Consider the following 21,716-nt stretch of genomic DNA (forward strand, 5'->3'; position numbering starts at 1 on the left):
CGACGCTTATGAGCTATCAGGATATTCAATTTGATTTGTCCAACGGCATCGCGCGTCTGACGCTGAACCGCCCGGACAAACTGAACAGCTTCACCGCCAACATGCACGGCGAAGTGGCCGACGCGTTGACGCGCGTTGAAACCGAAGGCGCGCGCGTGCTGGTGCTGACGGGCGCTGGCCGCGGCTTTTGCGCAGGCCAGGACTTAAGCGAGCGCAAGCCCGCCGAAGACGGCACGCCGCCCGACCTGGGCGAAACCGTCGACAAGTTCTACGGCCCGCTGGTGCGCCGCCTGAACGCCTTGCCCATGCCCGTTGTGGTGGGCGTGAATGGCGTGGCGGCCGGCGCGGGCGCCAACTTGGCGTTTGCGGGCGATATCGTCATCGCCAAGGCCTCGGCCAATTTCATCCAGTCGTTTTGCCGGCTGGGCCTGATCCCCGATACCGGCGGCACCTTCGTGCTGCCGCGCCTGGTTGGCCGGGCGCGCGCCATGGGCTTGGCGATGTTGGGCGACAAGCTCAGCGCCAAGCAAGCCGAAGAATGGGGCTTGATCTGGCAATGCGTGGCGGACGAAGAATTCGACGCCACGCTGAACCGCCTGGCTCAACATTTTTCGACGGCGCCCACCAAGGGCCTGGCGTTCACCAAGCGCGCCCTGCAGGCCAGCTTGGCGAACGACCTGTCGACGCAGCTGGACCTGGAACGCGACATGATGCGCGAACTGGGCCGCAGCGCCGATTACGCTGAAGGCGTGGCCGCGTTCCTGGGCAAGCGCGAACCGCAATTCAAGGGGCAATGATGACCGTGCACGTTCCCACTGTTGAGGTGCCGAGCGATCCCCAGGAATTGGCGCAGGCCGTTGGCACCGTGATGTATGCGGGCGACGCGGCATCGCAGGGCTTGGACATGAAGGTCGAAGACATGGCGCCGGGCTATGCGCGTCTGACGATGCGCGTGCGCGCCGACATGCTCAACGGGCACAAGACCTGCCATGGCGGCTTCATCTTCGCGCTGGCCGACAGCGCGTTCGCGTTCTCTTGCAATTCGCGCAATGTCAGCACGGTAGCGTCCGGCTGCACGATCGACTATCTGGCCCCGGGCTTCGAAGGCGATCTGCTGACCGCTGTGGCAGAAGAGCGGTCGCTGGCTGGCCGCACGGGTGTGTACGACGTGACCGTCACGAATCAAGACGGGCGCAACGTCGCGCTGTTCCGAGGGCGGTCCTATCGCATCAAGGGCCAGATCGTGGGGGTCCCCGCCGAGGCCTGAGTGGCAGGCCTGCGGCACAACGCTGAACCCGTCATCCAACCAAAGACAAGATCGCCGGCCAAGCGGCGCGCGCATGGGGGTGTTGCCCCCGGCGCGGCCCGGACCGGTGTAGAGCGAATTTCAGGAGAGAGATAACCATGTCCAACACCATAAGCAAGCCGGGGCTGGACCCCATCGAGCATGCCAGCGAGGACGAGCTTCGCGCGTTGCAGCTTGAGCGTCTGAAGTGGAGCCTCAAGCACGCATACGAGAACGTTGCGCACTACAAAAAGGCCTTCGACGAAGCGGGCGTGCATCCGGACGATTTGAAGCAGCTGTCCGATATTTCCAAGTTCCCCTTCACGACGAAGAAGGAACTGCGCGACAACTATCCGTTCGGCATGTTTGCGGTGCCGCGCGAGCGCATTTCGCGCATTCATGCGTCCAGTGGCACGACGGGCAAGCCGACGGTTGTGGGCTACACCAAGAGCGACCTGGACAACTGGGCCAACCTGGTGGCGCGGTCGATCCGCGCAGCCGGCGGCAAGCCGGGCGACACCGTGCACATCGCCTACGGCTACGGGCTGTTCACGGGTGGCCTGGGCGCGCACTACGGTGCGGAACGCCTGGGCTGCACGGTCATCCCGATGTCGGGCGGCCAAACCGAAAAGCAGGTGCAGCTGATCAATGATTTCCGTCCGGACATCATCATGGTCACGCCTTCCTACTTCTGCAATATTCTCGAAGAACAGCGCCGCCAGGGTATTGATCCGCGTCAAAGTTCGCTGCGTATCGGCATCTTCGGCGCTGAGCCGTGGACGGGCCAGATGCGCGCCGACATCGAGGCCGAAGCCGGCATCGACGCCGTGGACATCTACGGCTTGTCGGAAGTGATGGGCCCGGGCGTGGCCAGCGAATGCGTGGAAACCAAGGATGGTCCGGTGGTGTGGGAAGACCATTTTTACGCCGAGATCATCAACCCGGACACCGGCGAACCCGTGGCCGATGGCGAACCCGGCGAGCTCGTGTTCACGTCGTTGACCAAGGAAGCGATGCCCATCATCCGCTACCGCACGCGTGACCTGACCCGCCTCTTGCCGCCCACCGCGCGCAGCATGCGCCGCATTGGCAAGATCACGGGCCGCAGTGACGACATGCTGATCGTGCGTGGCGTGAACATGTTCCCGACGCAGGTCGAAGAGCTGGTGCTGAAGATCGCGCAACTGGCGCCGCACTATCAGCTGGTGCTGTCGCGCACGGGCAATATGGACGAGCTTGAAATCCTGACGGAAGTGCGCGCCGAGTTCTCGGGCCTGTCGGACGACGAACGCAACAACCTGGGCAAGCAGCTGCAACATGCCGTGAAGACGCACATCGGCGTCAGCGCGCGCATCCAGGTGTCTGATGCTGGCCATGTCGAGCGCACGTTGACGGGCAAGGCGCGTCGTGTGATCGACAAGCGTCCGAAAGTGGTCTAATCCGGGCCCTTGGCCCTTGGCCCCTGGCGTAATTCAGTCAGGGAATAAAAATGGCAGCCTTTTCGGGCTGCCATTTTTTTGGATTCAAACGCTGAGGGCTTACTGTTGCGCCATCGTCCGCACGATGCGGCGGTACCAGAAGTGGAGCAGGGCAGCAGACAAGGCCAGCCCAACCATCGCCATCAGCCACATGCTGCCCGCGCCTTCGGGCGAACCCGGCACCAACACATTGCGGATGCCATCCAGCCCGCCACGGCCCGGGCCGAAGCCAAACCACCAGCCGCCGACGAGCCCAACGCCCGCTAGCGCCACCATTTGCAGCAGCAACGGCACCACCGCCACCTTGTAGGCGCGCAAGAGGTAGGAGTTGATGCACTGCATGGAATCGAACAAGTGAAACAGCGGCAGTACCGCCAGCAGCGTCGTGGCCACGGCGGCGACTTCGGCGTCGTTGGTATAGGCGGCAAGAATAAGCGGACGGCCGGCCAGCAGCACGGCCGCGGTTAGCAACGCGCCGATCAGGCCCAGCGCCAAGCCGGCCATGCCCGTGCGATGCGCGTGCGCCATATTGCCGGCGCCAATGGCTTGCGCGGTCAGCGCGGCGGTGGCCACGCCCAGCGCCATCGGCATCATGTAGCACAGCGCCGCCAGGTTCGACATGATCTGGTGGCCGCCCGTGACGAAGGTGCCTTCGCGGGCCACCAGCAGGGCCATGAACGTGAAGGCCGACACTTCCACCAGGTACGAGCCGCCCATCGGAATGCCCAGGCGCAGCAGTTCCTTCAGCGTCTTCCAGTCGGGTTTGCCCACGCGAAGCTGGAAGCGGCGGTAGAAGCGGTCATGCGTGATCACCCACAATCCCAACCCCAGGCTCATCCACGACACGATGGCCGTTGCCAGGCCGGCGCCGGTCGCGCCCATGGCGGGCAGGCCAAAATTGCCGTAGATCAACAGCCAGTTGAAGAAGGCCTTGAAACCGATGGCCGACAGGTTGATCGCCATGACGAGCTTGGGCCGCGATACCGACGTGCCCAGCGCGTAGATGGTGCGGAACACCAGCGCGGCGGGCAGCGCCAGCACCAGCGCTTGCAGGTAGGAGCCGATGCGCTCGCGCACGCCAGGGGCGACATTGCCCGACATCGATAGCCAGACATCCGGGAACAGCATCAGGATGGCGCCCACCACCGAAAGCCCAAGCGCCAGCCAGACGCCCTGGCCCCAGCTGCGGCCCACTTCGTGATTGTTGCCCGCGCCGTAGTGCTGGGCCAGGATGGGAATCAGGGCGTGCACAACGCCCATCAGGCCCACGAATACGGTGATGTAGATCGAGGCCGATAAGGCCATCGCGGCCAGATCGCTGGCGTTGGAGTGGCCCGTCATGGCGGTGTCCAGCACGCCGAACGAGATGCCGGCCCACTGGCTGATCAGCACCGGCCAGGCCTGCTTGGCAATGCCGCGCAGGGTGGCGCCGAATGACATCGGCGCCGTGTTCACGGCATTCATCGGTTGGGGCCGACTCGCAGCAGGCGGAAGACTTCCTGCCGGTCGGCGCGGCGGCCGCCTTGCCACAGCACGTCGGCGCCGTCGCTATACGCGGCGGTGTTGTCGCGCAGGCTTTGATTGCTGGTCTGTTGCAGGATCAGCGTGCACTTGGCGTCGAACGTGAAGCTCAAGTTATTGAAGATCAGGAACGAGGCGCGTTGGCCGCTGCCCAGGCTCAAACCCCGCACGCATTCACCGGGCCGTTTGTGTTGTTCCAGCGCCTGCGCCAATTGGCCCGACACCGTGCGATAGCTGCGCGCGTAGTCCACGGCAGGCTGCCACAGCAGCACCAGCAGAATCCACGTCACCGTCAGGCCGCCTGCGGACAACACCGTGCCGCGCCACAGGGCTTGCGGACGCACGCGCAGCCGCCACACCACCAGCGCGATCCAGGCCACGGTGAAAATCACGGCAAGCGTGAATGCGCCCCACGAAATGACGGGCTCGTAGCCGGTCGTCTGGCGGGCGATGTTGCGGGAGATCTGTGCAGGCCAGTGGAAGTGCAGCGCCACCCAGCCCAGCCAGGCGGTTGCAGCCGTCAGCGAGAAGCACATGACGGCAAACCAATCCAGCGTATTGACCACGCCGCGGCGCAACGTCGGCAGCGAGAACGCACCCAGCACGGCGCACGGCACCGCCAACAGGACGTACTCGGAATCGGTGGCTTCTTCCAGGGCGAACAGCACCAGCGCCGAGCACACCAGCAGCATCAGCGGCAGCCAGATATGGGGGGCGTAGATCCAGGCGCGCCAGCGCCAGACGGCCAACAGCGCCAACGGCCAGGTGGGCCACAAGTACCAGGGCAGGTCGCGCAGCGTGCGCCCGATGTCATGCCACGACGGCAGCGCAAAGGACGACAGGTTCCAGGTCTTCCAGTTGCGTATCCAGTACTGGCTGGTTTCGCTGGCAGGAATCCACCAGGCCAGGATCAGCGCAACGGTCAGCAGGGCCGCCCAGGGCAGCCAGCGCTTGCACTTCCACAATTGGCTGCGCGGGTAGAAGGCCAGCAACGCGCCGATCATGATGGGCACGGCGCCGACCCAGCCGCGCGTCAGGAAGCTGGCGGCCAGCGCGATGCCTAGCGTCGTGGTGCCAGTGAAGGGGCGGTCGACGCTGCGCGCCAAGGAATAGAAAGCCAGTGCCTGGCACGCCATGATCGCCGGCACAACCGTGGTTTCATGCGTGCGCTGCAGGATGCCCACGGTGGCCAGCAGCAGCAGCAAAGCGGCGTCGGCCAGCATGCGGCCGTAGTCGCGTGGTTCAGGTTCGCCGCCAAAGGGCAGGGCCAGCGGTTGGGCTTCGGCGCGGCGGCCCAGCAGATAGGTGCCGTACCAGACGCTGGTCGCGGTAATGCCAAACCACAGCAGATTGGGCAGGCGGCCAGCGGTGATGTCGCCAATAAAGGGGCCAAACAGCCAAATGCAGATGGCGCCCACCCAGGTAATCAGCGGGCCTTCTTCGGCGTGCGCCAAGTGGCCCACTTGCGGCAGCAGCCACGTGATGCCGCCTTCGCGGATCGCCGTGATCATCGTCGCCAAACCCACCGCATCATCCGTTTTCCACGGGTCGCGCATGAACAGGCCGGCCACGACATAGGCCAGCGCCAAGCCCAGCAAAATCAGTCTGGGGAGCTTCGCGGTCGCCACGGAGGTGAGCCGGGCGGGAGTGGAAAGAGAAAGTGGGGACACGGGCGTTAATGTAACCGAGTGATCTGGTTGCGCCAGCCCCCAGTATGCAAGAAGCCGTCTAGGGGGGAAAAAAAAGCAGCCCGAAGGCTGCCTTTTTGCTGTGACTCCCGTAGGAGCAACAGGATCAGGAAGCGGACTTGACCGTGCCGGCCGTACGGGCGAAGCGGGCGCGGAACTTTTCCACACGGCCGGTTTCGACGATACGCGTTTGGGCGCCGGTGTAGAACGGGTGCGATTCGGAGGTCACGTCGCACTTGAAGAGCGGGTACGTCTTGCCGTCGATTTCAACGGTTTCGCGCGTGTGGACCGTCGAACGGGTGATGAACTTGTTGCCCGTTTGCAGGTCGGCGAAGACGACTTCGCGGTATTCGGGGTGAATGCCTTCTTTCATGGTGCTTAATCCTTGGACCCGCTAGGGAGTCTTTCTCAAGAGTTAGGGTCGCCAGCCAGGACGCGAAAAGCGGGTTCCAGGGGTTCGATATTTTGGCTGACAACGATGGGGTTGCCGCTGCGAAATACCGAATCACTGAATCACTTATGCGAGGACTCTAGCCACGTATCCAAAAAGTAACCCCAAATTCTAGCACGGGAAAATCCTGCTACGCCAGGGCAAAAGGGGGCTGCGGCGTGCGTTGCCTTCGGTGCCGAATAAGGGGACGGATTTCAAAGTTCCGTGCGCAGTTTCCAGATTTCCGGGAACAGCACGACGTCCAGCATGCGCCGCAGGTAATCCACGCCCGACGTGCCGCCCGTGCCGCGTTTGAAGCCGATGACGCGTTCGACCGTCGTGACGTGGCGGAATCGCCACAGCCGGAAGGCGTCTTCCAGATCAGTCAGCTTTTCGCCCAACTGATACAGATCCCAATAGCGGTCGGTGTCGCGGTAAACCGTCAGCCAGGCGGCTTCCACGCCTTCAGAGGATTCGTACGGCTGGGTCCAGTCGCGGTCCAGCCGGTCGGCGGGAACCGTGATGCCCTGACGCGCCAAGAGGCGCAGCGCTTCGTCGTACAGCGAAGGCGCGACGTAGGCGCTTTGCACCTGAGCCAGCAGGTCTTCGCGATGTGCATGGGGTTTGAGCATTGCGGCGTTCTTGTTGCCCAGCAGGAATTCGATCTGGCGGTACTGATAGCTTTGAAAGCCGCTGGAACGGGCCAGGTAGGGGCGCAGCGCGGAATATTCGGGCGGCGTCATCGTCGCCAGCACATCCCAGGCGTGAACCAGCTGCTCCATGATCTTGCTGACGCGCGCCAGCATCTTGAAGGCGGGTTGCAGGCGGTCGGCCGCCACGTTGGCGATAGCGGCGCGCAGCTCGTGCAGCATCAGCTTCATCCAGAGTTCGCTCGTCTGATGCTGAATGATGAAGAGCATCTCGTTGTGCTCGGGCGACAGCGGATGCTGCGCGCCCAGCACTTCGTCCAGATGCAGGTAATCGCCGTAGGTCATGTCGCGCGTGAAATCGAGCTGCGCTTTTTCCTGGTGGACGATGTCTTCGGGGCGGTGCGGGCAGCTCATGCTTGGCCTCCGTGGCAGGGCGGGGCGGCGCGGCGGGCCGACGCGGGCAGGGTGCGCCAGCCGGGCGCGCGGGGGCGGGCGCAGGCAAGCGCCGCACAGAGGGTGTCAGACAGGTTCATGGTCGTGCGTCTTCGAGAACGAGCGGCCGGCGTGAGGCGGCCGCTCGAAGGCTAGCGGACCAGCCTACAGTTCGCGCAAGACGGCGCGAACCGGGCTGGCATCAGCCTGGACCAAAGCCAACGGCAGGGCGATCAATTCGTAATCGCCTTCCGGCACATCATCGAGCACCAGGTTTTCAAGCACCCGCATGTCGTGCCGCAAGATCGTGTGATGGCTGTCCAGGGTCTTGCTGGACGCGGGGTCGATGCTGGCGGTATCCAGTCCGATCAGCATGACGCCGCGTTCGGCCAGCCATTCGATGGTCTGGGGCGCGTAGGCGGAGAAATCGTCGGTCCACCAGTCTTGCGCCGCGTGCTTGGCGGTGCGCACGAGCACGCGCGGAGGAAGATTCAGGGCCGCATGGGCCAGGTGGTCGGTGGTGATCAGCGGGCCGCAGTCGATTGCGTGGATCACGCGGCAGGGGCCTAGAAAGGGTTCCAGCGACACCGCACCGATGGCCGCGGCGCCGTTCTGATAGTGCAGCGGGGCATCCGCATGCGCGCCAATATGCGGCGACAGCGTGATTTCACTGACATTGACCGGACAGCCGGGCGTAAGCGACCACTTCCATTGCTGGCGGTACGGCGTGTCGCCGGGAAAAACAGGCGACGCCGTGGAGACGGGCGGGGAAATGTCCCACAAGCGTTTCATCAGAAGCGTTTCAAGTCTGGCAGGGAAGGGGCAGGCAAAAGCGGGACAGGCAAAAACGGGGCCGGCAAAAACGGCAATCGGTCATGCGAATAGGTTAAAGCCTAAAGCAATTCCGGGCGGTAGTCTAACGAATTCCGGCGGCGCGCGGGGAGCTACATGCCGCCCAGTTCGGCCATGGAGATGACGGCTGCCCCGGCGACGATCAAGTGGTCGATCAGTTTGATGTCCACCAGCGCCAGCGCCTGTTTCAGCTGCTGCGTGAAGCCGCGGTCGGCGGCGCTGGGTTCGGCCAGGCCCGACGGGTGGTTGTGCGCCACGATCAGGGCGGCGGCGTGGTGGCGCAGCGCCTCGCGGACGACCTCGCGCGGGTAGACAGAGGCCTGCGACAGCGTGCCGCGCGCCAGTTCGCCCGTGGCGATCACGCGCAACTGGTTGTCCAGGTAGAGCGCGATGCAATGTTCCACCTGGCGATGTCCCAGCGCTGTCATGCAATAGCGTTTCACCTGGGACGGGTGGCGCAGGGCGTCGGCGCGCGTCAAGTCTTCCTCGACTGCCCGGCGGGCCAGTTCCAGCAGCGCGGCCAGGGTGCAGGCTTTGGCGGCGCCCAGCCCGGAAACGGTCATCAATTCGTCGGGTGTGGCCCCTAATAAGCCCCGCAACCCTGAAAAACGCTCGAGCAGGCGGCTGGAAAGATCCACCACGTTCAGCCCGGGAATGCCCGTGCGCAGGGCGATGGCGAGCAGTTCCGCATCCTGGAGCGCAGCGGCCCCGTGGCGCAGCAGACGCTCTCGGGGACGCTCGTGTTTTGACAGCCGGACAGACAATTTCATAAGAGGCTCTAAAATCGGGGTTTATCCAATATCCATACGGTGGCAGATCTTGAGCAGCGCCTCTAACGAAGTGAACGTTTTTGTCCGTCAGGATTCCTACCTAACGCTGCATTACCGCATCACGCTCGCGTCCGGTCCTGGCAAGGATTCGATCTTCGCCGATACCTTCGACGGCCGTCCCGGCACGCTGCAAATGGGCAGCGGCCAGTGGGCGCCCGGCATGGAAGCCGCGCTGATCGGCCATGCCGAAGGCGAAAAGTTCAGCGTGACGCTGGAGCCGGCGGACGCCTATGGCGACCGCAACCCCGAGCTGATTCAGCGCGTTACGCGCGGCATGCTGGCCGAGCACGCGGGCGCCGACGCCACGTTCGAGCCGGGCGACCTGGTGGAATTCACCGCGCCCAACGGCGGGCGTTATTCTGGCGTTCTGAAAGAAATCAACGATGAGTCGGCACTGTTCGACTTCAACCACCCGCTTGCGGGCATCAGCTTGCGCGTCGACGTGGCGCTGCTGGGAGTTCTCTGATGAGCAAGGCCGTTACCGCCGTCGACGCTGAAGTTCTGCTGGCTCAGCCGCGCGGCTTCTGTGCCGGTGTGGACCGCGCGATCGATATCGTCGAACGCGCGATCGAACTGCATGGCGCGCCGATCTACGTGCGTCATGAGATCGTGCATAACCGCTATGTGGTCGAAGACCTGCGCGCCAAGGGCGCCATCTTCATCGACGAGCTGGACGACGCGCCTGCGGGCGCCATCGTCGTGTTCTCGGCGCATGGCGTGTCCAAGGCGGTGCGGGCCGAAGCGGAATCGCGCGGCTTGCAGGTGTTTGACGCCACCTGCCCGCTGGTCACCAAGGTGCACATTGAAGTGGCGCGCATGCGTGCGGCCGGCCGCGAGATCATCATGATCGGCCACAAGGGCCACCCCGAGGTCGAGGGCACGCTGGGTCAGGCCCAGGGCGGCATGTATCTGGTCGAGACCGTGGAAGACGTGGCGGGCCTTGAAGTGACCGACCCCGAAAACCTGGCCTACGTCACCCAGACGACCCTGTCCGTCGATGATGCGGACGCGGTGTCCAAGGCGCTCAAGGCGCGTTTCCCCAGCATCGTCGAGCCCAAGAAAAGCGACATCTGCTACGCCACCCAGAACCGTCAGGACGCGGTGAAGGTGATGGCGCCGGATTGCGATCTGGTGCTGGTCGTGGGTAGCGTCAACAGCTCAAACTCGAATCGTTTGCGCGAAGTGGCCGAGCGCAAGGGCGTGGCGTCTTATCTGATTGATGGCGCGCAATCGATCGACCCCGCGTGGCTGGTGGGCCGCAAGCGCATCGGCGTCACGGCGGGCGCTTCCGCCCCCGAGATCCTGGTGCAACAGGTGATCGACCGCGTGAAGGAATTGGGCGCGGTATCGGTTCGCACGATGCCCGGCCTGGAAGAAAATGTGGCGTTCCCGCTGCCCAAGGGCTTGTCGCGCAAGGCTGCGCAAACGGAATCGCTGGAATAAGCGGCCGCCGCCCGGCGCGGCGCCAGAAAAGACTTCAAGGAGACTTCATGCAGTTGTATAGCTATTTCCGCAGCTCGGCCGCGTACCGCGTGCGCATCGCCTTGAATCTCAAGGGCTTGCCGTACGAGACAGTGCCGGTGCATCTGCTGAAGGATGGCGGCCAGCAGTTGTCGGAGGGCTATCGCAAGCTGAATCCGACGGCTCTGGTGCCTACGCTGATTGACGGCGACGCGGTCATTGGCCAGTCGCTGGCCATCATTGAATACCTGGAAGAAACGCACCCCGACGTGCCGCTGTTGCCCGCTGACGCAATCGGCCGCGCGCGCGTGCGCGATCTGGCGTTGGGTATTGCGTGCGACACGCATCCGTTGAACAACCTGCGCGTGCTGAAGTATCTGAAGCACACCCTGGGTGTGGATGAAGCCGCAAAGACTGCCTGGTACAAGCATTGGGTGCATCAGGGGCTTGAGGCCCTGGAATCGCAACTGGCGCGTTCCAGCGCCACGGGTAACTTCTGTCACGGCGATACGCCGACCATTGCAGACCTGTGTCTGGTGCCGCAAGTGGCCAATGCGCAGCGCTTCGAATGCGATCTGTCGTCGATGCCCAATGTGGTGCGTATCGATGCCGCTTGCCGCGCGCTGCCGGCGTTTGCAAACGCCGCGCCGGGCAAGCAGCCCGACGCGGAGTAGGACGAGCCGACGCCGTACGACCCAAAGTCCTGAGACTCGAAGTCATACGGCGCCGATCGTAAAGCGCCGATCGTAAAGCGCCGATCGTAAGGCGCCGTTCGTAAGGCGCGGATGCGCTTAGCCGATCTGCACCGGCACGAAGATCTTGTCTTCGCCGCGCTGCACCAGCAGCGCAACCGTCTTGCCAGCTTTCGACAGTTCCGCCTTCACCTGCGCGATATCGCGCACGGGTACGCCGTTCAAGGACAGCAGCACGTCACCCGGTTCGATGCCCGCTTTGGCGGCCGGACCTGCCGAGCGCTCAATCAGCAGGCCTTCGGTGCCAGACGCCTGTTGCTCTTGCGGGCTCAGCGGGCGCAGGGCCAGGCCCAGTTGGCCGCGCTGCACGTCCTGATCCCCTGACGCCGTTTGCGACTTGTCCTTCGGCACGCCGCCCAGCGTGGCGACGAGTTCCTTCGGCGCGCCGGCACGCCAGACATCCAGCTTGATCTTCTCGCCGGGCGAGGCCAGCGTGATCATGGATGCCAAGTCACCAGAAGACACGATGGTCTTGCCGTCGATCTGCCGTACCACGTCGCCCGGTTGCAGGCCGGCCTTCTCAGCCGCGCTGCCTTTCTCGACGCTGGACACCAGTGCGCCGGACGGCGACTCCAGCTTGAACGAGTTGGCCAGGTCTTGATTCACTTCCTGCACCGTCACGCCCAACCGCGCATGCTGCACCTTGCCGTGCTGCAAGATCTGGTCCTTGATCTTGTAGGCCACATCGATGGGGATCGAGAACGACAGGCCCTGGAAGCCGCCTGTGCGGCTGTAGATCTGCGAGTTGATGCCCACGACTTCGCCGCGGTCGTTAAACAGCGGGCCGCCCGAATTACCCGGGTTGACGGCCACGTCCGTCTGGATGAACGGCACCGACGTATCGTCCGGCAGCGAACGCCCCTTGGCGCTGACGATGCCGGCCGTCGCGGTGTTCTCCAGGCCGTAGGGCGAGCCAATGGCCAACACCCATTCGCCCACCTGCAATTGGTTGACGTCACCCACCTTCACGACGGGCAGGTTCTTGGCGTCGATCTTGAGCACGGCCACGTCTGTCTGCGGGTCGGCGCCCAGCACCTTGGCCTTGAATTCGCGGCGGTCGGTGAGCTTGACGGTCACTTCCTTGGCGTCTTGCACCACGTGTGCATTGGTCAGGATGGTGCCGTCGTTGCTGATGATGAAGCCCGAGCCTTCGCCGCGCATCGGTACTTCACGCGCTGGCATGCGGCCGCGCGAGCCGGGGATCTGGCCAAAGAACTGGGCGAAGGGATCACCATCGTCGGCCGACACCTTGCGGGTGCCACTGACGCTGATATTGACAACGGCCGGCCCGAAGTCGCGCGTGATCTGCGCGAAGTTCGGCGGGCTGGAGGTATTGATCGATTGCGGCGCAGCGGCGACGGCCGGCGCGTTGGCCGCCATCGACACGCCGCCCATCACGGCGGTTGCGCCAGCGCCGCCAATGGCGCCAGCGGCCAGCAGCGCCAGCATCAGGCGCGAGGGTTTCATTTGCGAGGTCTTCATGTCGGCTCCTGGGTTCATGTTTGAGGACATGACGCTATCTTCGGGCCTGACACTTAGGTGAATCTTAAATCGCTGAAATCATCCGCGAAGGGGGAATTCCACGCGTGCGCGCAGCCCGTGGCCGCCGGGGGCGTCTTCCAGGAAAATTGCGGCGTGATGGCGGTCGGCGATGGCGCGGGCGATAGACAGCCCCAGGCCGCTGCCGTGCTGCGTATTGCCTTCGGCGCGGTAGAAGCGGTCGAAGACGCGTTCACGTTCGGCGGGGGGAATGCCGGGGCCTTCGTCGTCAATTGTGAAAGACACCTTGTCTTTCGCTTGATCCAAATGCAGCCGGATGCGCCCGCCTTCCGGCGAGTGCTTGATGGCGTTGTCCAGCAGGTTGCGCGCCAGCAGCACCAGCGCGTCGCGGTGCCCTTGCATGACGGCTTCATCGGCGCCGTCCATGTCGATGGTGATCGACTTGGTGTTCGCCTGCGGCAGGTTTTCAGACAGGGCCTGACGCAGCACATCGGCCAGATCCACGGGGGCGGCGGGTGTCTGTTCGGCTGTGCTTTCGTGGCGGGCCATGGACAGCAGCTGTTCGACCAGGCGCGTGGCGCGGTCGATGCCGGCGGCCAGGCGCTGTTCGGCAATCTGGCGGGCGTCTGGGTCGCTGGCGCGTCGCAGCGCTTGCAGTTGCAGGCGCAGTGCCGTCAGCGGAGATCGCAATTCATGGGCGGCGTCTCCGACGAATTGCTTTTGTTGTGCGAACGCGCCCCGCATGCGTTCCAGCAGCAGATTCAGTTCCACGATTAGGGGGCGGATTTCATCGGGCAGCCCCGTCACGCTGACGGGCGACAGGTCTTCGGGCTGCCGCGCGGCAACCTGTTCGCGCGCGCGATTGACGGGGCGCAGCGACCAGCTCACCACGCACCAGATGATCAGCATCAGAACGGGCGCCGCCGCCGCAATGGGCGCGATGGTGCGCAGAGCCAGTGCGCGCGCCATGTGCTTGCGCACGTCCATGTCCTGCGCGACTTGGATCACCTGGAAGGGCGTCGCCAGTGAATACACGCGATACGTGGTGCCTTCCATTTTGGCGTCGGAAAACCCCAGCACGATCTGATCGGGCAGGGGGCGGCGCGAACGCGAGTTGAAGACGCGCAGGCCGTCAGGCGTCCAGATCTGGATGATCAGGTCGTCGGCCATGGGCGTGGCGGCGCCGCGGTTGTGCGTCGGGCCCGTGCTGAGCAAGCCATCGCCCGTGCCGAGTGACAGGGCGGTGCGTTGCAGCAGCGAATCAAAGATGTCGTCGGCCTGCGCGAGCGTGCTGCGATAGGCGATGGCGGCTTGCGCCAGCGCGCCGACCACGATGGCGGCCAGCAGGAAGAACAGCAGCCGGGCTCGTAGCGAGTCGCTAAGCCGAATGCTCATGTTTTGGGAATGACATAGCCGACGCCTCTGACGTTCTGGATCAGGTTCGGACCCAGTTTCTTGCGCAGGCCATGAATATAAACCTCAACCGCGTTGCTGCTGACGCTGTCTTTCCAGCTGTAGAGTTTTTCTTCCAGCTGGGCGCGGGAAAAGATCATGCCCGGGCGGGCGATCAGGGGTTCCAGCACGGCCCATTCGCGGGCGGTCAGCGCAACGGGCGTGCCATCCACCATCGCCGCATGTGATTGCGGGTCGATGGTGATGCCTTCGTGCTCAAACACGGGCTCGGCGCGCCCGGCGCTGCGCCGGATCAGCGCGCGCATGCGGGCCAGCAGTTCGTCTACGTCGTACGGTTTGACGACGTAGTCGTCCGCGCCGGCGTCCAGCCCCGCGATGCGGTCGCTGACGGCGTCGCGGGCGGTGGCGATCAGGACTGGCGTGCGGTCCTTGCGCGTGCGCAGGTCGCGCAACAACGTCAGGCCGTCGCGCTTGGGCAGGCCCAGGTCCAGCAGAATCAAGTCATAGGTGTCGGTGCGCAAGGCCAGCTCGGCAGCGTTGCCGTCCTTGACCCAGTCGACGGCGTAATGCTCCGCGCGCAGGCAGTCCAATACGCTTTCACCGATCATGATGTCGTCTTCGACGAGAAGGATGCGCATGGTGGTCTTCGCTTGGCTGATGGAAAATCCAGCAAGTTGGACGCGTGTGGGGCGGATGGAGTTCCCGTGAGCGGGCCGCCAAGGGAAGGGGCGCTCGAGCGAAGGATGCGCGGAAATGAAAAAAGCAGCCCGAGAGGGCTGCTTTTTGAATTTGGTGCCGGCAATAGGAGTCGAACCTACGACCTTCGCATTACGAATGCGCTGCTCTACCAACTGAGCTATGCCGGCAAGACCATTTGCTTCAACTTCTGCGTGCCGGTGTTGAATTCGGCGATGCTGAACAACAAGCAAAACATCTTTGTTTCTTCCCGTTCACTGGCCTGTTTTTAGGGCCTGATCTGGAAAGACCGAAATCATATCAGAGTTTTTTCCCGATGGGAAACAATCGACGCAAAAAGATCTAAAAATTCTGTGATTTGCATGCGCCAAAAATTTAGTTCATAATTACGTTCTTGGCAGGTCCCCGATAGCTCAGTCGGTAGAGCGACGGACTGTTAATCCGCAGGTCGCTGGTTCGAGCCCAGCTCGGGGAGCCAAAACAAATACCGAACATCAAGGCCACTCACGCAAGCGAGTGGCCTTTTTGTTTTCCGCGGCCCAGGTCGGGCGCCCTCTGTTGTACGCTGCGCGATCCGCTTCCATGGTGGGGTGGGCGCAATGAAACGGGTTGGGTCGAAGGCAATGGAAGACGATAAGCGCATTGGCGTGACCGTGATTTCGGGGTTTCTGGGCAGCGGCAAAACCACGCTGCTTAACCGCTTGCTGCACGAGCCGGCATATGCCGATGCGGTTGTCGTCGTCAACGAGTACGGCGATATCGGCGTGGACCATCACTTGGTGCGCCTGGCGCCGGCAAATGTGGTTCTGATCGAAGGCGGTTGCCTGTGTTGCGTGGTTAGCGGCGCGGTGGTCGACACCTTGCGCGATCTGTTCATGTTGGCGGTCAGCCGCCGGATCAAGCCGTTTCGTCATGTGCTGATCGAAACCAGCGGGTTGGCTGATCCAGCGTCCATTCTGTTCATGCTCAAACACGACCATTTTTTGGCCGAGCGCTATGCGTATCGCGGCGCGATCGTGCTGGTTGATGTGCGCCATGGTGAAGCGCAATTGGCCACGCAGCCCGAGGCGTCCCGGCAACTGGCCTTGGCGGATACGGTTGTGCTCAGCAAGTCTGACCTGGCGGATGCGGCGCAATTGCGGCGGGTGGAGCAGGCGGTTGTTGCGATCAACCCGGGTGCGCAGCGGTGTGTGCAACGTCAGGATTCGCCGTTGGCGGGTGTGTTGCGCGACGGCCCGGATGTGCTGGCGCGGCGGGATGGCGTTGCGCTGTCGAATTGGCTTCAGGCATTCGCCCAGCCGGCAGCTGGCCGGCATGCGCAAGTCGCCAGTTTTTCACTGACCTTGTCTTCGCCGATGGGCCGTGCTGCTTTCCTGGCGGGGGTGTCGCGAATTCAGGAACGCTTCGGCCAGGGGCTGTTGCGCATGAAGGGGCTGGTGTGTTTCGAAGGCGAGGCGCTGCCCTGCGAGGTGCACGGTGTGCATGGTGAGTTGTATCCCTTGCGCGGCCTCGCGCAATGGCCTGGGGATGATCGATCCTCGCATCTGGTCTATATCGTCCGTGGCTTGGGTGCGGATGAGGTGCGGGCTGCGGTTTGCGAGGCGCTGGGCCAGTCGTCTGCCTGATGTGGGTGCAGGGCCGGTCGGTCGGTTCTGTGCGCAAAATGTCTCATATTCGGCGCGGATGTTGCACAGAAATACGGTATAACCGGTACGGTCTGATGCAAGAATCGAGACAATCATGGATCGTCTGAAAGCCATGCAGGTGTTCGTGGAGGTCGCTGACCGGGGTAGCCTGTCGGCGGCCGCTGTCCATTTGGACATGTCGCGAGCGATGGTGTCGAGGTATCTGGCCGAGATGGAGCAGTGGGTGGGGGTGCGCTTGCTGCACCGCACGACACGCCGCCTGAGTCTGACGCCAGCAGGCGCGGAAACCCTGCCGCGCTGCCGGCAGATGCTGGATATGGTGGGAGATCTGCGCAATGCGGTCTCCACGCCTGAAGATACGCCGCGCGGCTTGTTGCGCATCACGACCAGCATGTCGTTTGGCGCCAAGCATCTGGCCGGCGCCGTCACGGATTACGTCAAACAGCATCCAGGCACGTCGGTGGATCTGATGTTGGTTGAGCGCGCTGTGAACCTGGTCGAAGAGCGGGTGGATCTGGCAGTGCGCATCACCAATGATCTGGACCCGAATCTCATTGCTCGCAAGCTGGCCGTCTGCCGTTCGGTGGTCTGTGCGTCACCGGACTATCTGGCGCGCGAAGGCGTGCCGGCGCGCGTCGAGGATCTGTCCTTGCGCAATTGCCTGACCCATTCCTACTTCGGCAAGAGCCTGTGGCGTTTTGAGCGCGATGGCCAGCCGGTGGATGTTCCTGTCAGCGGAAATATCAGCGCCAACGAAGTGTCGGTGCTGTGTAGCGCCGCGCTGGAAGGGGCGGGCATTGCCATGTTGCCAACCTACTACGCGGGGGAGCATCTTGCTGCGGGCAGGTTGAAGGCGATTTTGCCGCACTGCAAGCCTCAGGAATTAGGCATTTATGGTGTGTATGCATCGCGTCGCCAAATGCCGCTGATTCTGCGTTCGATGCTGGATTTTCTGGTAGATCGGCTCGGTTCTGCGCCATGGGACAAGCCTGCCGGATAAATTCCCCGGCGCGTATTGCGGGCCCGTGGGCTTGAGGGTGAGGGTTATGGCGGTATAATTTGCGAATTGCTCGCGCAGATTTGGCAGCCGCAGTTTTGGCAACTTAGGCAAGCCCATGTTTGCGAGCGGTGGTCTTCGAAAATATCTAAGAATCGTAAGTCCGGCCTGGATCAGGCTATTGCATCGCGAAGGAGTCTTCGCATGTACAAGGGGCGCATGGGTTCAGGGCGCGGCAGCTCGCCGCGACACCGTATCCATGCTTTGATGGCCCAGGTCTTGATACTGATTGCCACGGGATGATGACGCGGGGTGCCGGCGTGTCCCGCAGGCTTGTTGGCAAGTGATGCCAGCTTTCCAGAATTTGCTTAAGGCGTCTGTCGCGACACGAATCGGACAGGCTTATCGCCCTATCTTGATCGGCGCGGCCGTTTTGCCGCATCGCCGTCGTGCATGGCAGTCAACGCAGGAAACTTGTGAACACTACGCAAATCAACGCCGTCTGTAGCGGGTCCGTCCGAGTGCTGGCTCGTGTCGAGGCGCGGATGGCTGTGGAAGTGCGTGGGTGGTTGGCGTGCGCAACTGCTGCAAAAGCGGGTGCAAAAGAAGTCGCCGAACACAATGCCCAGCAAAGCACTGCACAAATGAGCGCTGCACAAATGAAAAGCGCGGAACGCATGAAAATCGTCGCGCAAATGAAAAAGGCCCGGCGAAATCGCCAGGCCTTCATCAAATTTGGTTGCGGGGGCAGGATTTGAACCTACGACCTTCGGGTTATGAGCCCGACGAGCTGCCAGACTGCTCCACCCCGCGTCTGAGAAAAGAATATTAACCTTATTTCCAACCTAGCGCAAGTTAGCCCTTTTTGAATTTGAATGTCGATGAACGATAGCGAGGCAATACTCGTGCTGGAAACCGCGCTTTTATGTGCGGTGCAGCCGATGCAACTGTCCGATATGCGCAAGCTATTCGGGGACGATGAACAATTCGACAACAGTAAGCTGCGTGCGCTGTTGGAGACGCTGCAAGCCAATTGGGCCGATGGCGGCCTTGAGCTGGTGCAGCTGGCAAGCGGTTGGCGCTTTCAAAGCCGCCCGCATATGCAGCGCTACCTTGAGCGGCTGAGTCCTGAAAAGCCGCCCAAGTATTCGCGCGCCGTGATGGAGACGCTGGCGATTGTTGCTTGGCGTCAGCCGGTAACGCGTGGCGATATTGAAGATATCCGTGGCGTCACTGTGTCTTCGCAGATCGTGAAGGCGCTGGAAGATCGGGGGTGGATCGAAGTGATCGGGCATCGTGATGCGCCCGGCCGGCCAGCCCTGTTCGGCACCACGCGCCAGTTCCTGGACGATCTGGGGCTGCGGGCGCTTGATGAGCTTCCGCCGCTGGAGTCGGCACAGGCTGCCGCCGCGTTGGCGGGGCTGGATCTGGGAGAAGTGCAGCAAGTGATGGGTGAGGTGCCGGGTGAAGTGCCGGGTGAAATACCGGTCGAAAGTGCTGAAAATGACACTATCCCCGTTGCGGAATTGTCTGTTTCGGAAGACGATGCACCCATAGCCCCGGTCGATAGCGTAGAATCCGTCGTTTCGCGCACAGAAGAAGGCGCGATTCCCGCCGACGAACCCACCGTCCGGGAGCAAGCCGAAGGCTTGTCCGATACGCCGACCCTGTCCGGTTTTCCCGACGACAGAGCCGGTAACGACATTTCCGATATAGCCGCCGAATCCCCTGAGGACGGTGCTGCAAAGGAAAGTGTCGAGAACGCAAAACACGCGGAACCGACCGACCCGATTGACGAGACCGATCACGCAGCGCCTGGCGCCGCTGGGCATGAGCCCGATTTCGGCCTTGATGATCCTGTTCGGCCCGACCCCGATGCCGCCTCCGTGGCCTCGGATGAAACGGACCCGGCGCGGCCTGGCGCCAGCCGAGATTCGGCGTCCCCTGATGATGACGAGCCTGCCCCTGGCAGGCCTACCCAAGTTTGAAATTCGGAGCTGTCCCAGTGACAACGAATACAGCAATGCAGGACGACAATCCCCGTTCGGATGACACCGTTTCCAACGGTCAGCCGGAATCCTCCGCCGCGCGCGAGCCGGCTGCCGAAGGCGAGGGCGCAGCCCGTGGCCGCGGCCGCAAGCTGAGGACGCCGTTCCGTCGCCGTCGTGGCGATGCAACGGGCGAGCAAGCACCCGCTGTCGAAGGCCAGCCCGCGGCTGCCGCCGCCCCGGTCGAGTCGCCTGACTCCCGCGGTGGTGAGCAGGAAGCCGAGCAGGCTCTGTCGTACCTCGAGACGGCGGACCGCATGGAGCAGCGCCTGGGCAAGTACCTGAATAGTGATTCGGTCATGCCCAAGTTGCACAAGGTGCTGGCGGATGCCGGTATCGGTTCGCGCCGCGAAATGGAAGAGCTGATTGTTGCTGGCCGCGTGTCGGTCAACGGCGAGCCGGCCCATATTGGCCAGCGCGTGGCTCCGAACGACCAGGTTCGCGTGAACGGCAAGCCGATCATGCGCGTGAACACCAAGAAGCCGCCGCGCGTGATCCTGTATCACAAGCCGGCAGGCGAAATCGTCAGCCATGACGACCCGGCAGGCCGCGCCAGCGTGTTCGCGCGCTTGCCCAAGCTGCGCACGGGCAAGTGGCTGTCGGTCGGCCGTCTGGACTTGAACACTGAAGGCCTGCTGATCTTCACGACCTCCGGTGACATGGCCAACCGCATCATGCACCCCCGTTATGGCACCGAGCGCGAGTACGCGGTGCGCGTGCTGGGTGAAATGGACGAAGCGCAGCGCCAGTCGCTCGTGGATGGCATCGAGCTGGAAGACGGCTTGGCGGCGTTCGGCGCGCTGGATTATCTGGGTGGCGACGGCAGCAACCGCTGGTATCGCGTGACCTTGCAAGAAGGCCGCAACCGCGAAGTCCGCCGCATGTTTGAAGCGGTTGGCGTTACGGTCAGCCGCCTGATCCGCACCCGTTTCGGTGATGTGGTCTTGCCGCGCACGTTGCGCCGGGGCCGCTGGGAAGAGTTGGATGGTTCGTTGGTCACCGCGTTGATGGTCCAGCTTGGACTGTTGCGTGAAGACGACGAATCTGGCGGTAATCGCCGCCGCTCGAAGCAGCCGCAATCGCATGACAGCGCGCTGCCTCCGGGCTTTGGCACGATGGATCGCAACGGGATGAACGGCGCGCGTATCGGCCGTCGCGGCAAGCTGCAAGGCGGTCGCTTGGGCAGCGCGGGTCAAACGGCCGCGTGTCCGTCCGATCCGTTCGGCACGGGTTTGATGATTGCTGGCGGTTATGCCAATGGCCATCCGCTGGCTGCGGAAGGCGCAGGCGGCAATCGCAAGGGTGGCAAGCCGGGTGGCCGTTCTGCGGCGCCGGGCGGTGGCCGTCCGGGCGGCAAGCAGGGTGGTAAGCCAGGTGGCAACGCAGGCGGCAAGCCTGGCGGCAAACCGCGCGGTCCGCGTTCGGCGGCGGCCAGTGGCCCGTCGGGTAACGTGGGTTCGGCGGATGTGGCCGTGGGTAATGTGGCCGAGGCGCCTGTGGGCGGTGGCCGCAAGCCTTCTGGTGGCAAGCCGGGTGGCAAGCCTGCGGGTGCGCGTGGTGGCAACGCCGGCGGCCGCAATGGCAAGCCCGCGGGTGCTGGCGGCCGGGGTGGCAACAAGGCTGAAGGCCCGCGCGGTGCAGGCAATTCAGCAGCCAACAAGGGTCCGGGCGCAGGCGGCAAACCGCGCGCTCCGCGTAGCGCCTCGTCGTCTTCGCCTTCGTCGTCGGCTCGCGGTGATGATTGGCAGCCGCGTGGCGCATCGGCCCACGAGTCCCGTCTGGGTGTGATGGGCGGACGCGGTCGTCAGGGCCGCTGAGCGTTGCTGGCGGCGGCGCTAGCTGCGCCGCCGGGCACGATGTGTCCCGCATAACGGTAAGCCCGTGACGAATCAGGCGTTTTTCCAGTTTATCTGGTAAAATCAATGGTTTTCATGGCTTCGCGTCATTGCTTTTTGTCAGGCAAAGGCGGTTGGCATGGTGCTTATTGCTCTGCTGTGGCGTGCAAATATCGCAATGCGAGGCAGGGCAACGCTGGAA

20 protein-coding genes and 3 tRNA genes are annotated in these 21,716 nt (G+C 63.3%); 12 read left to right on the plus strand and 11 right to left on the minus strand.

Annotated elements, in window-relative coordinates:
* Positions 1 to 8: 8 nt before the first annotated feature.
* The 3 genes from paaG (at position 9) to paaK (ending at position 2,724) form a co-directional block, all read left to right on the plus strand.
* Complete coding sequence (paaG, locus tag HV765_RS10505) at positions 9 to 797, plus strand: 2-(1,2-epoxy-1,2-dihydrophenyl)acetyl-CoA isomerase PaaG (RefSeq protein WP_054423669.1); 789 nt, start codon at positions 9 to 11, stop codon at positions 795 to 797.
* Positions 797 to 1,267 carry a hydroxyphenylacetyl-CoA thioesterase PaaI gene (paaI, locus tag HV765_RS10510; RefSeq protein WP_175169687.1) on the plus strand — a complete coding sequence of 157 codons (471 nt, stop codon included), beginning with the start codon at positions 797 to 799 and terminating at the stop codon, positions 1,265 to 1,267. Before paaG ends, paaI begins: the two co-directional genes overlap by 1 nt.
* A gap of 137 nt (positions 1,268 to 1,404) precedes the next feature.
* Entirely contained in the window at positions 1,405 to 2,724 is a 1,320-nt protein-coding gene (paaK, locus tag HV765_RS10515) for a phenylacetate--CoA ligase PaaK (RefSeq protein WP_054423660.1), read from the plus strand.
* A gap of 99 nt (positions 2,725 to 2,823) precedes the next feature.
* On the opposite strand, the gene HV765_RS10520 is transcribed toward paaK, so the two are convergent.
* From HV765_RS10520 to radC, 6 genes are all read right to left on the minus strand, one after another.
* Positions 2,824 to 4,227 carry an MATE family efflux transporter gene (locus HV765_RS10520; RefSeq protein ID WP_175169688.1) on the minus strand — a complete coding sequence of 468 codons (1,404 nt, stop codon included), beginning with the start codon at positions 4,225 to 4,227 and terminating at the stop codon, positions 2,824 to 2,826.
* Entirely contained in the window at positions 4,224 to 5,954 is a 1,731-nt protein-coding gene (locus HV765_RS10525; protein ID WP_175169689.1) for an ArnT family glycosyltransferase, read from the minus strand. Before HV765_RS10525 ends, HV765_RS10520 begins: the two co-directional genes overlap by 4 nt.
* 124 nt (positions 5,955 to 6,078) lie before the next feature.
* Positions 6,079 to 6,345, minus strand: coding sequence for a type B 50S ribosomal protein L31 (locus HV765_RS10530; RefSeq protein ID WP_006218255.1), 267 nt, complete (start codon positions 6,343 to 6,345; stop codon positions 6,079 to 6,081).
* Positions 6,346 to 6,617: 272 nt separating this feature from the next.
* Positions 6,618 to 7,466 (minus strand): tryptophan 2,3-dioxygenase, encoded by an 849-nt coding sequence (gene kynA, locus HV765_RS10535; protein WP_054423651.1) that lies wholly within the window; start codon positions 7,464 to 7,466, stop codon positions 6,618 to 6,620.
* Positions 7,467 to 7,649: 183 nt separating this feature from the next.
* Positions 7,650 to 8,276: an arylformamidase gene (kynB, locus tag HV765_RS10540; protein WP_006218257.1), complete on the minus strand. Its 627-nt coding sequence runs from the start codon at positions 8,274 to 8,276 to the stop codon at positions 7,650 to 7,652.
* A 152-nt stretch (positions 8,277 to 8,428) separates the two neighbouring features.
* A complete protein-coding gene (gene radC, locus HV765_RS10545) occupies positions 8,429 to 9,106 on the minus strand; it encodes a RadC family protein (protein ID WP_175169690.1) in 678 nt (225 codons plus the stop codon).
* A 49-nt stretch (positions 9,107 to 9,155) separates the two neighbouring features.
* Here radC and HV765_RS10550 point away from each other — a divergent pair, with 49 nt between their 5' ends.
* Genes HV765_RS10550 through maiA form a run of 3 tightly spaced genes read left to right on the plus strand, consistent with a single transcriptional unit; the run spans position 9,156 to position 11,301 of the window.
* Positions 9,156 to 9,632 carry an FKBP-type peptidyl-prolyl cis-trans isomerase gene (locus tag HV765_RS10550; protein WP_175169691.1) on the plus strand — a complete coding sequence of 159 codons (477 nt, stop codon included), beginning with the start codon at positions 9,156 to 9,158 and terminating at the stop codon, positions 9,630 to 9,632.
* Entirely contained in the window at positions 9,632 to 10,609 is a 978-nt protein-coding gene (gene ispH, locus HV765_RS10555; RefSeq protein WP_175169692.1) for a 4-hydroxy-3-methylbut-2-enyl diphosphate reductase, read from the plus strand. Before HV765_RS10550 ends, ispH begins: the two co-directional genes overlap by 1 nt.
* 47 nt (positions 10,610 to 10,656) lie before the next feature.
* Positions 10,657 to 11,301: a maleylacetoacetate isomerase gene (gene maiA, locus HV765_RS10560; protein WP_054423640.1), complete on the plus strand. Its 645-nt coding sequence runs from the start codon at positions 10,657 to 10,659 to the stop codon at positions 11,299 to 11,301.
* Between the two features lie 117 nt (positions 11,302 to 11,418).
* On the opposite strand, the gene HV765_RS10565 is transcribed toward maiA, so the two are convergent.
* The 4 genes from HV765_RS10565 to HV765_RS10580 form a co-directional block, all read right to left on the minus strand.
* Positions 11,419 to 12,861 carry a DegQ family serine endoprotease gene (locus tag HV765_RS10565; protein ID WP_054423634.1) on the minus strand — a complete coding sequence of 481 codons (1,443 nt, stop codon included), beginning with the start codon at positions 12,859 to 12,861 and terminating at the stop codon, positions 11,419 to 11,421.
* 78 nt (positions 12,862 to 12,939) lie between these two features.
* On the minus strand, positions 12,940 to 14,274 hold the full coding sequence (locus tag HV765_RS10570) for an ATP-binding protein (RefSeq protein ID WP_054423631.1): 1,335 nt from the start codon (positions 14,272 to 14,274) through the stop codon (positions 12,940 to 12,942).
* Positions 14,271 to 14,930, minus strand: coding sequence for a response regulator (locus HV765_RS10575; protein WP_054423629.1), 660 nt, complete (start codon positions 14,928 to 14,930; stop codon positions 14,271 to 14,273). Before HV765_RS10575 ends, HV765_RS10570 begins: the two co-directional genes overlap by 4 nt.
* A gap of 152 nt (positions 14,931 to 15,082) precedes the next feature.
* Positions 15,083 to 15,158, minus strand: a tRNA-Thr gene (locus HV765_RS10580).
* A gap of 232 nt (positions 15,159 to 15,390) precedes the next feature.
* Between HV765_RS10580 and HV765_RS10585 the strand changes: the two genes are divergently transcribed.
* The 4 genes from HV765_RS10585 to HV765_RS10600 all read left to right on the plus strand — a co-directional run bounded on the left by HV765_RS10585 (position 15,391) and on the right by HV765_RS10600 (position 18,389).
* Positions 15,391 to 15,466: transfer RNA gene (locus HV765_RS10585), tRNA-Asn, on the plus strand.
* Between the two features lie 145 nt (positions 15,467 to 15,611).
* Positions 15,612 to 16,613: a CobW family GTP-binding protein gene (locus HV765_RS10590; RefSeq protein ID WP_175169693.1), complete on the plus strand. Its 1,002-nt coding sequence runs from the start codon at positions 15,612 to 15,614 to the stop codon at positions 16,611 to 16,613.
* 115 nt (positions 16,614 to 16,728) lie between these two features.
* Positions 16,729 to 17,634, plus strand: a complete 906-nt coding sequence (locus HV765_RS10595; protein ID WP_175169694.1) for a LysR family transcriptional regulator — start codon at positions 16,729 to 16,731, stop codon at positions 17,632 to 17,634.
* A 473-nt stretch (positions 17,635 to 18,107) separates the two neighbouring features.
* The gene (locus HV765_RS10600; protein ID WP_175169695.1) at positions 18,108 to 18,389 is read left to right on the plus strand and encodes a hypothetical protein; all 282 of its coding nucleotides are present in this window, start codon (positions 18,108 to 18,110) and stop codon (positions 18,387 to 18,389) included.
* On the opposite strand, the gene HV765_RS10605 is transcribed toward HV765_RS10600, so the two are convergent.
* Positions 18,368 to 18,444: transfer RNA gene (locus HV765_RS10605), tRNA-Met, on the minus strand. The genes HV765_RS10600 and HV765_RS10605 overlap by 22 nt on opposite strands.
* Before the next feature lie 62 nt (positions 18,445 to 18,506).
* On the opposite strand from HV765_RS10605, the gene scpB reads away from it, so the two are divergent.
* The gene (gene scpB / locus HV765_RS10610) at positions 18,507 to 19,619 is read left to right on the plus strand and encodes an SMC-Scp complex subunit ScpB (RefSeq protein WP_054423625.1); all 1,113 of its coding nucleotides are present in this window, start codon (positions 18,507 to 18,509) and stop codon (positions 19,617 to 19,619) included.
* A gap of 35 nt (positions 19,620 to 19,654) precedes the next feature.
* Positions 19,655 to 21,496, plus strand: coding sequence for a pseudouridine synthase (locus HV765_RS10615; RefSeq protein ID WP_175169696.1), 1,842 nt, complete (start codon positions 19,655 to 19,657; stop codon positions 21,494 to 21,496).
* The last annotated feature ends 220 nt before the right edge of the window (positions 21,497 to 21,716 follow it).

Origin of the sequence: Achromobacter kerstersii (assembly GCF_902859595.1) — a bacterium.
GTDB classification, from domain to species: Bacteria; Pseudomonadota; Gammaproteobacteria; order Burkholderiales; family Burkholderiaceae_B; genus Achromobacter; species Achromobacter kerstersii.

Bases quoted from the DNA above. Each gene is read 5' to 3' on its own strand.
- kynA (WP_054423651.1), bottom strand. From the start codon at position 7,466: ATGAGCTGCCCGCACCGCCCCGAAGACATCGTCCACCAGGAAAAAGCG.
- HV765_RS10615 (WP_175169696.1), top strand. From the start codon at position 19,655: ATGCAGGACGACAATCCCCGTTCGGATGACACCGTTTCCAACGGTCAG.
- maiA (WP_054423640.1), top strand. From the start codon at position 10,657: ATGCAGTTGTATAGCTATTTCCGCAGCTCGGCCGCGTACCGCGTGCGC.
- HV765_RS10590 (WP_175169693.1), top strand. From the start codon at position 15,612: ATGGAAGACGATAAGCGCATTGGCGTGACCGTGATTTCGGGGTTTCTG.
- HV765_RS10570 (WP_054423631.1), bottom strand. From the start codon at position 14,274: ATGAGCATTCGGCTTAGCGACTCGCTACGAGCCCGGCTGCTGTTCTTC.
- HV765_RS10595 (WP_175169694.1), top strand. From the start codon at position 16,729: ATGGATCGTCTGAAAGCCATGCAGGTGTTCGTGGAGGTCGCTGACCGG.
- radC (WP_175169690.1), bottom strand. From the start codon at position 9,106: ATGAAATTGTCTGTCCGGCTGTCAAAACACGAGCGTCCCCGAGAGCGT.
- HV765_RS10520 (WP_175169688.1), bottom strand. From the start codon at position 4,227: ATGAATGCCGTGAACACGGCGCCGATGTCATTCGGCGCCACCCTGCGC.
- paaI (WP_175169687.1), top strand. From the start codon at position 797: ATGACCGTGCACGTTCCCACTGTTGAGGTGCCGAGCGATCCCCAGGAA.
- kynB (WP_006218257.1), bottom strand. From the start codon at position 8,276: ATGAAACGCTTGTGGGACATTTCCCCGCCCGTCTCCACGGCGTCGCCT.
- paaG (WP_054423669.1), top strand. From the start codon at position 9: ATGAGCTATCAGGATATTCAATTTGATTTGTCCAACGGCATCGCGCGT.
- HV765_RS10575 (WP_054423629.1), bottom strand. From the start codon at position 14,930: ATGCGCATCCTTCTCGTCGAAGACGACATCATGATCGGTGAAAGCGTA.
- scpB (WP_054423625.1), top strand. From the start codon at position 18,507: ATGTCGATGAACGATAGCGAGGCAATACTCGTGCTGGAAACCGCGCTT.
- HV765_RS10565 (WP_054423634.1), bottom strand. From the start codon at position 12,861: ATGAAGACCTCGCAAATGAAACCCTCGCGCCTGATGCTGGCGCTGCTG.
- ispH (WP_175169692.1), top strand. From the start codon at position 9,632: ATGAGCAAGGCCGTTACCGCCGTCGACGCTGAAGTTCTGCTGGCTCAG.
- paaK (WP_054423660.1), top strand. From the start codon at position 1,405: ATGTCCAACACCATAAGCAAGCCGGGGCTGGACCCCATCGAGCATGCC.
- HV765_RS10530 (WP_006218255.1), bottom strand. From the start codon at position 6,345: ATGAAAGAAGGCATTCACCCCGAATACCGCGAAGTCGTCTTCGCCGAC.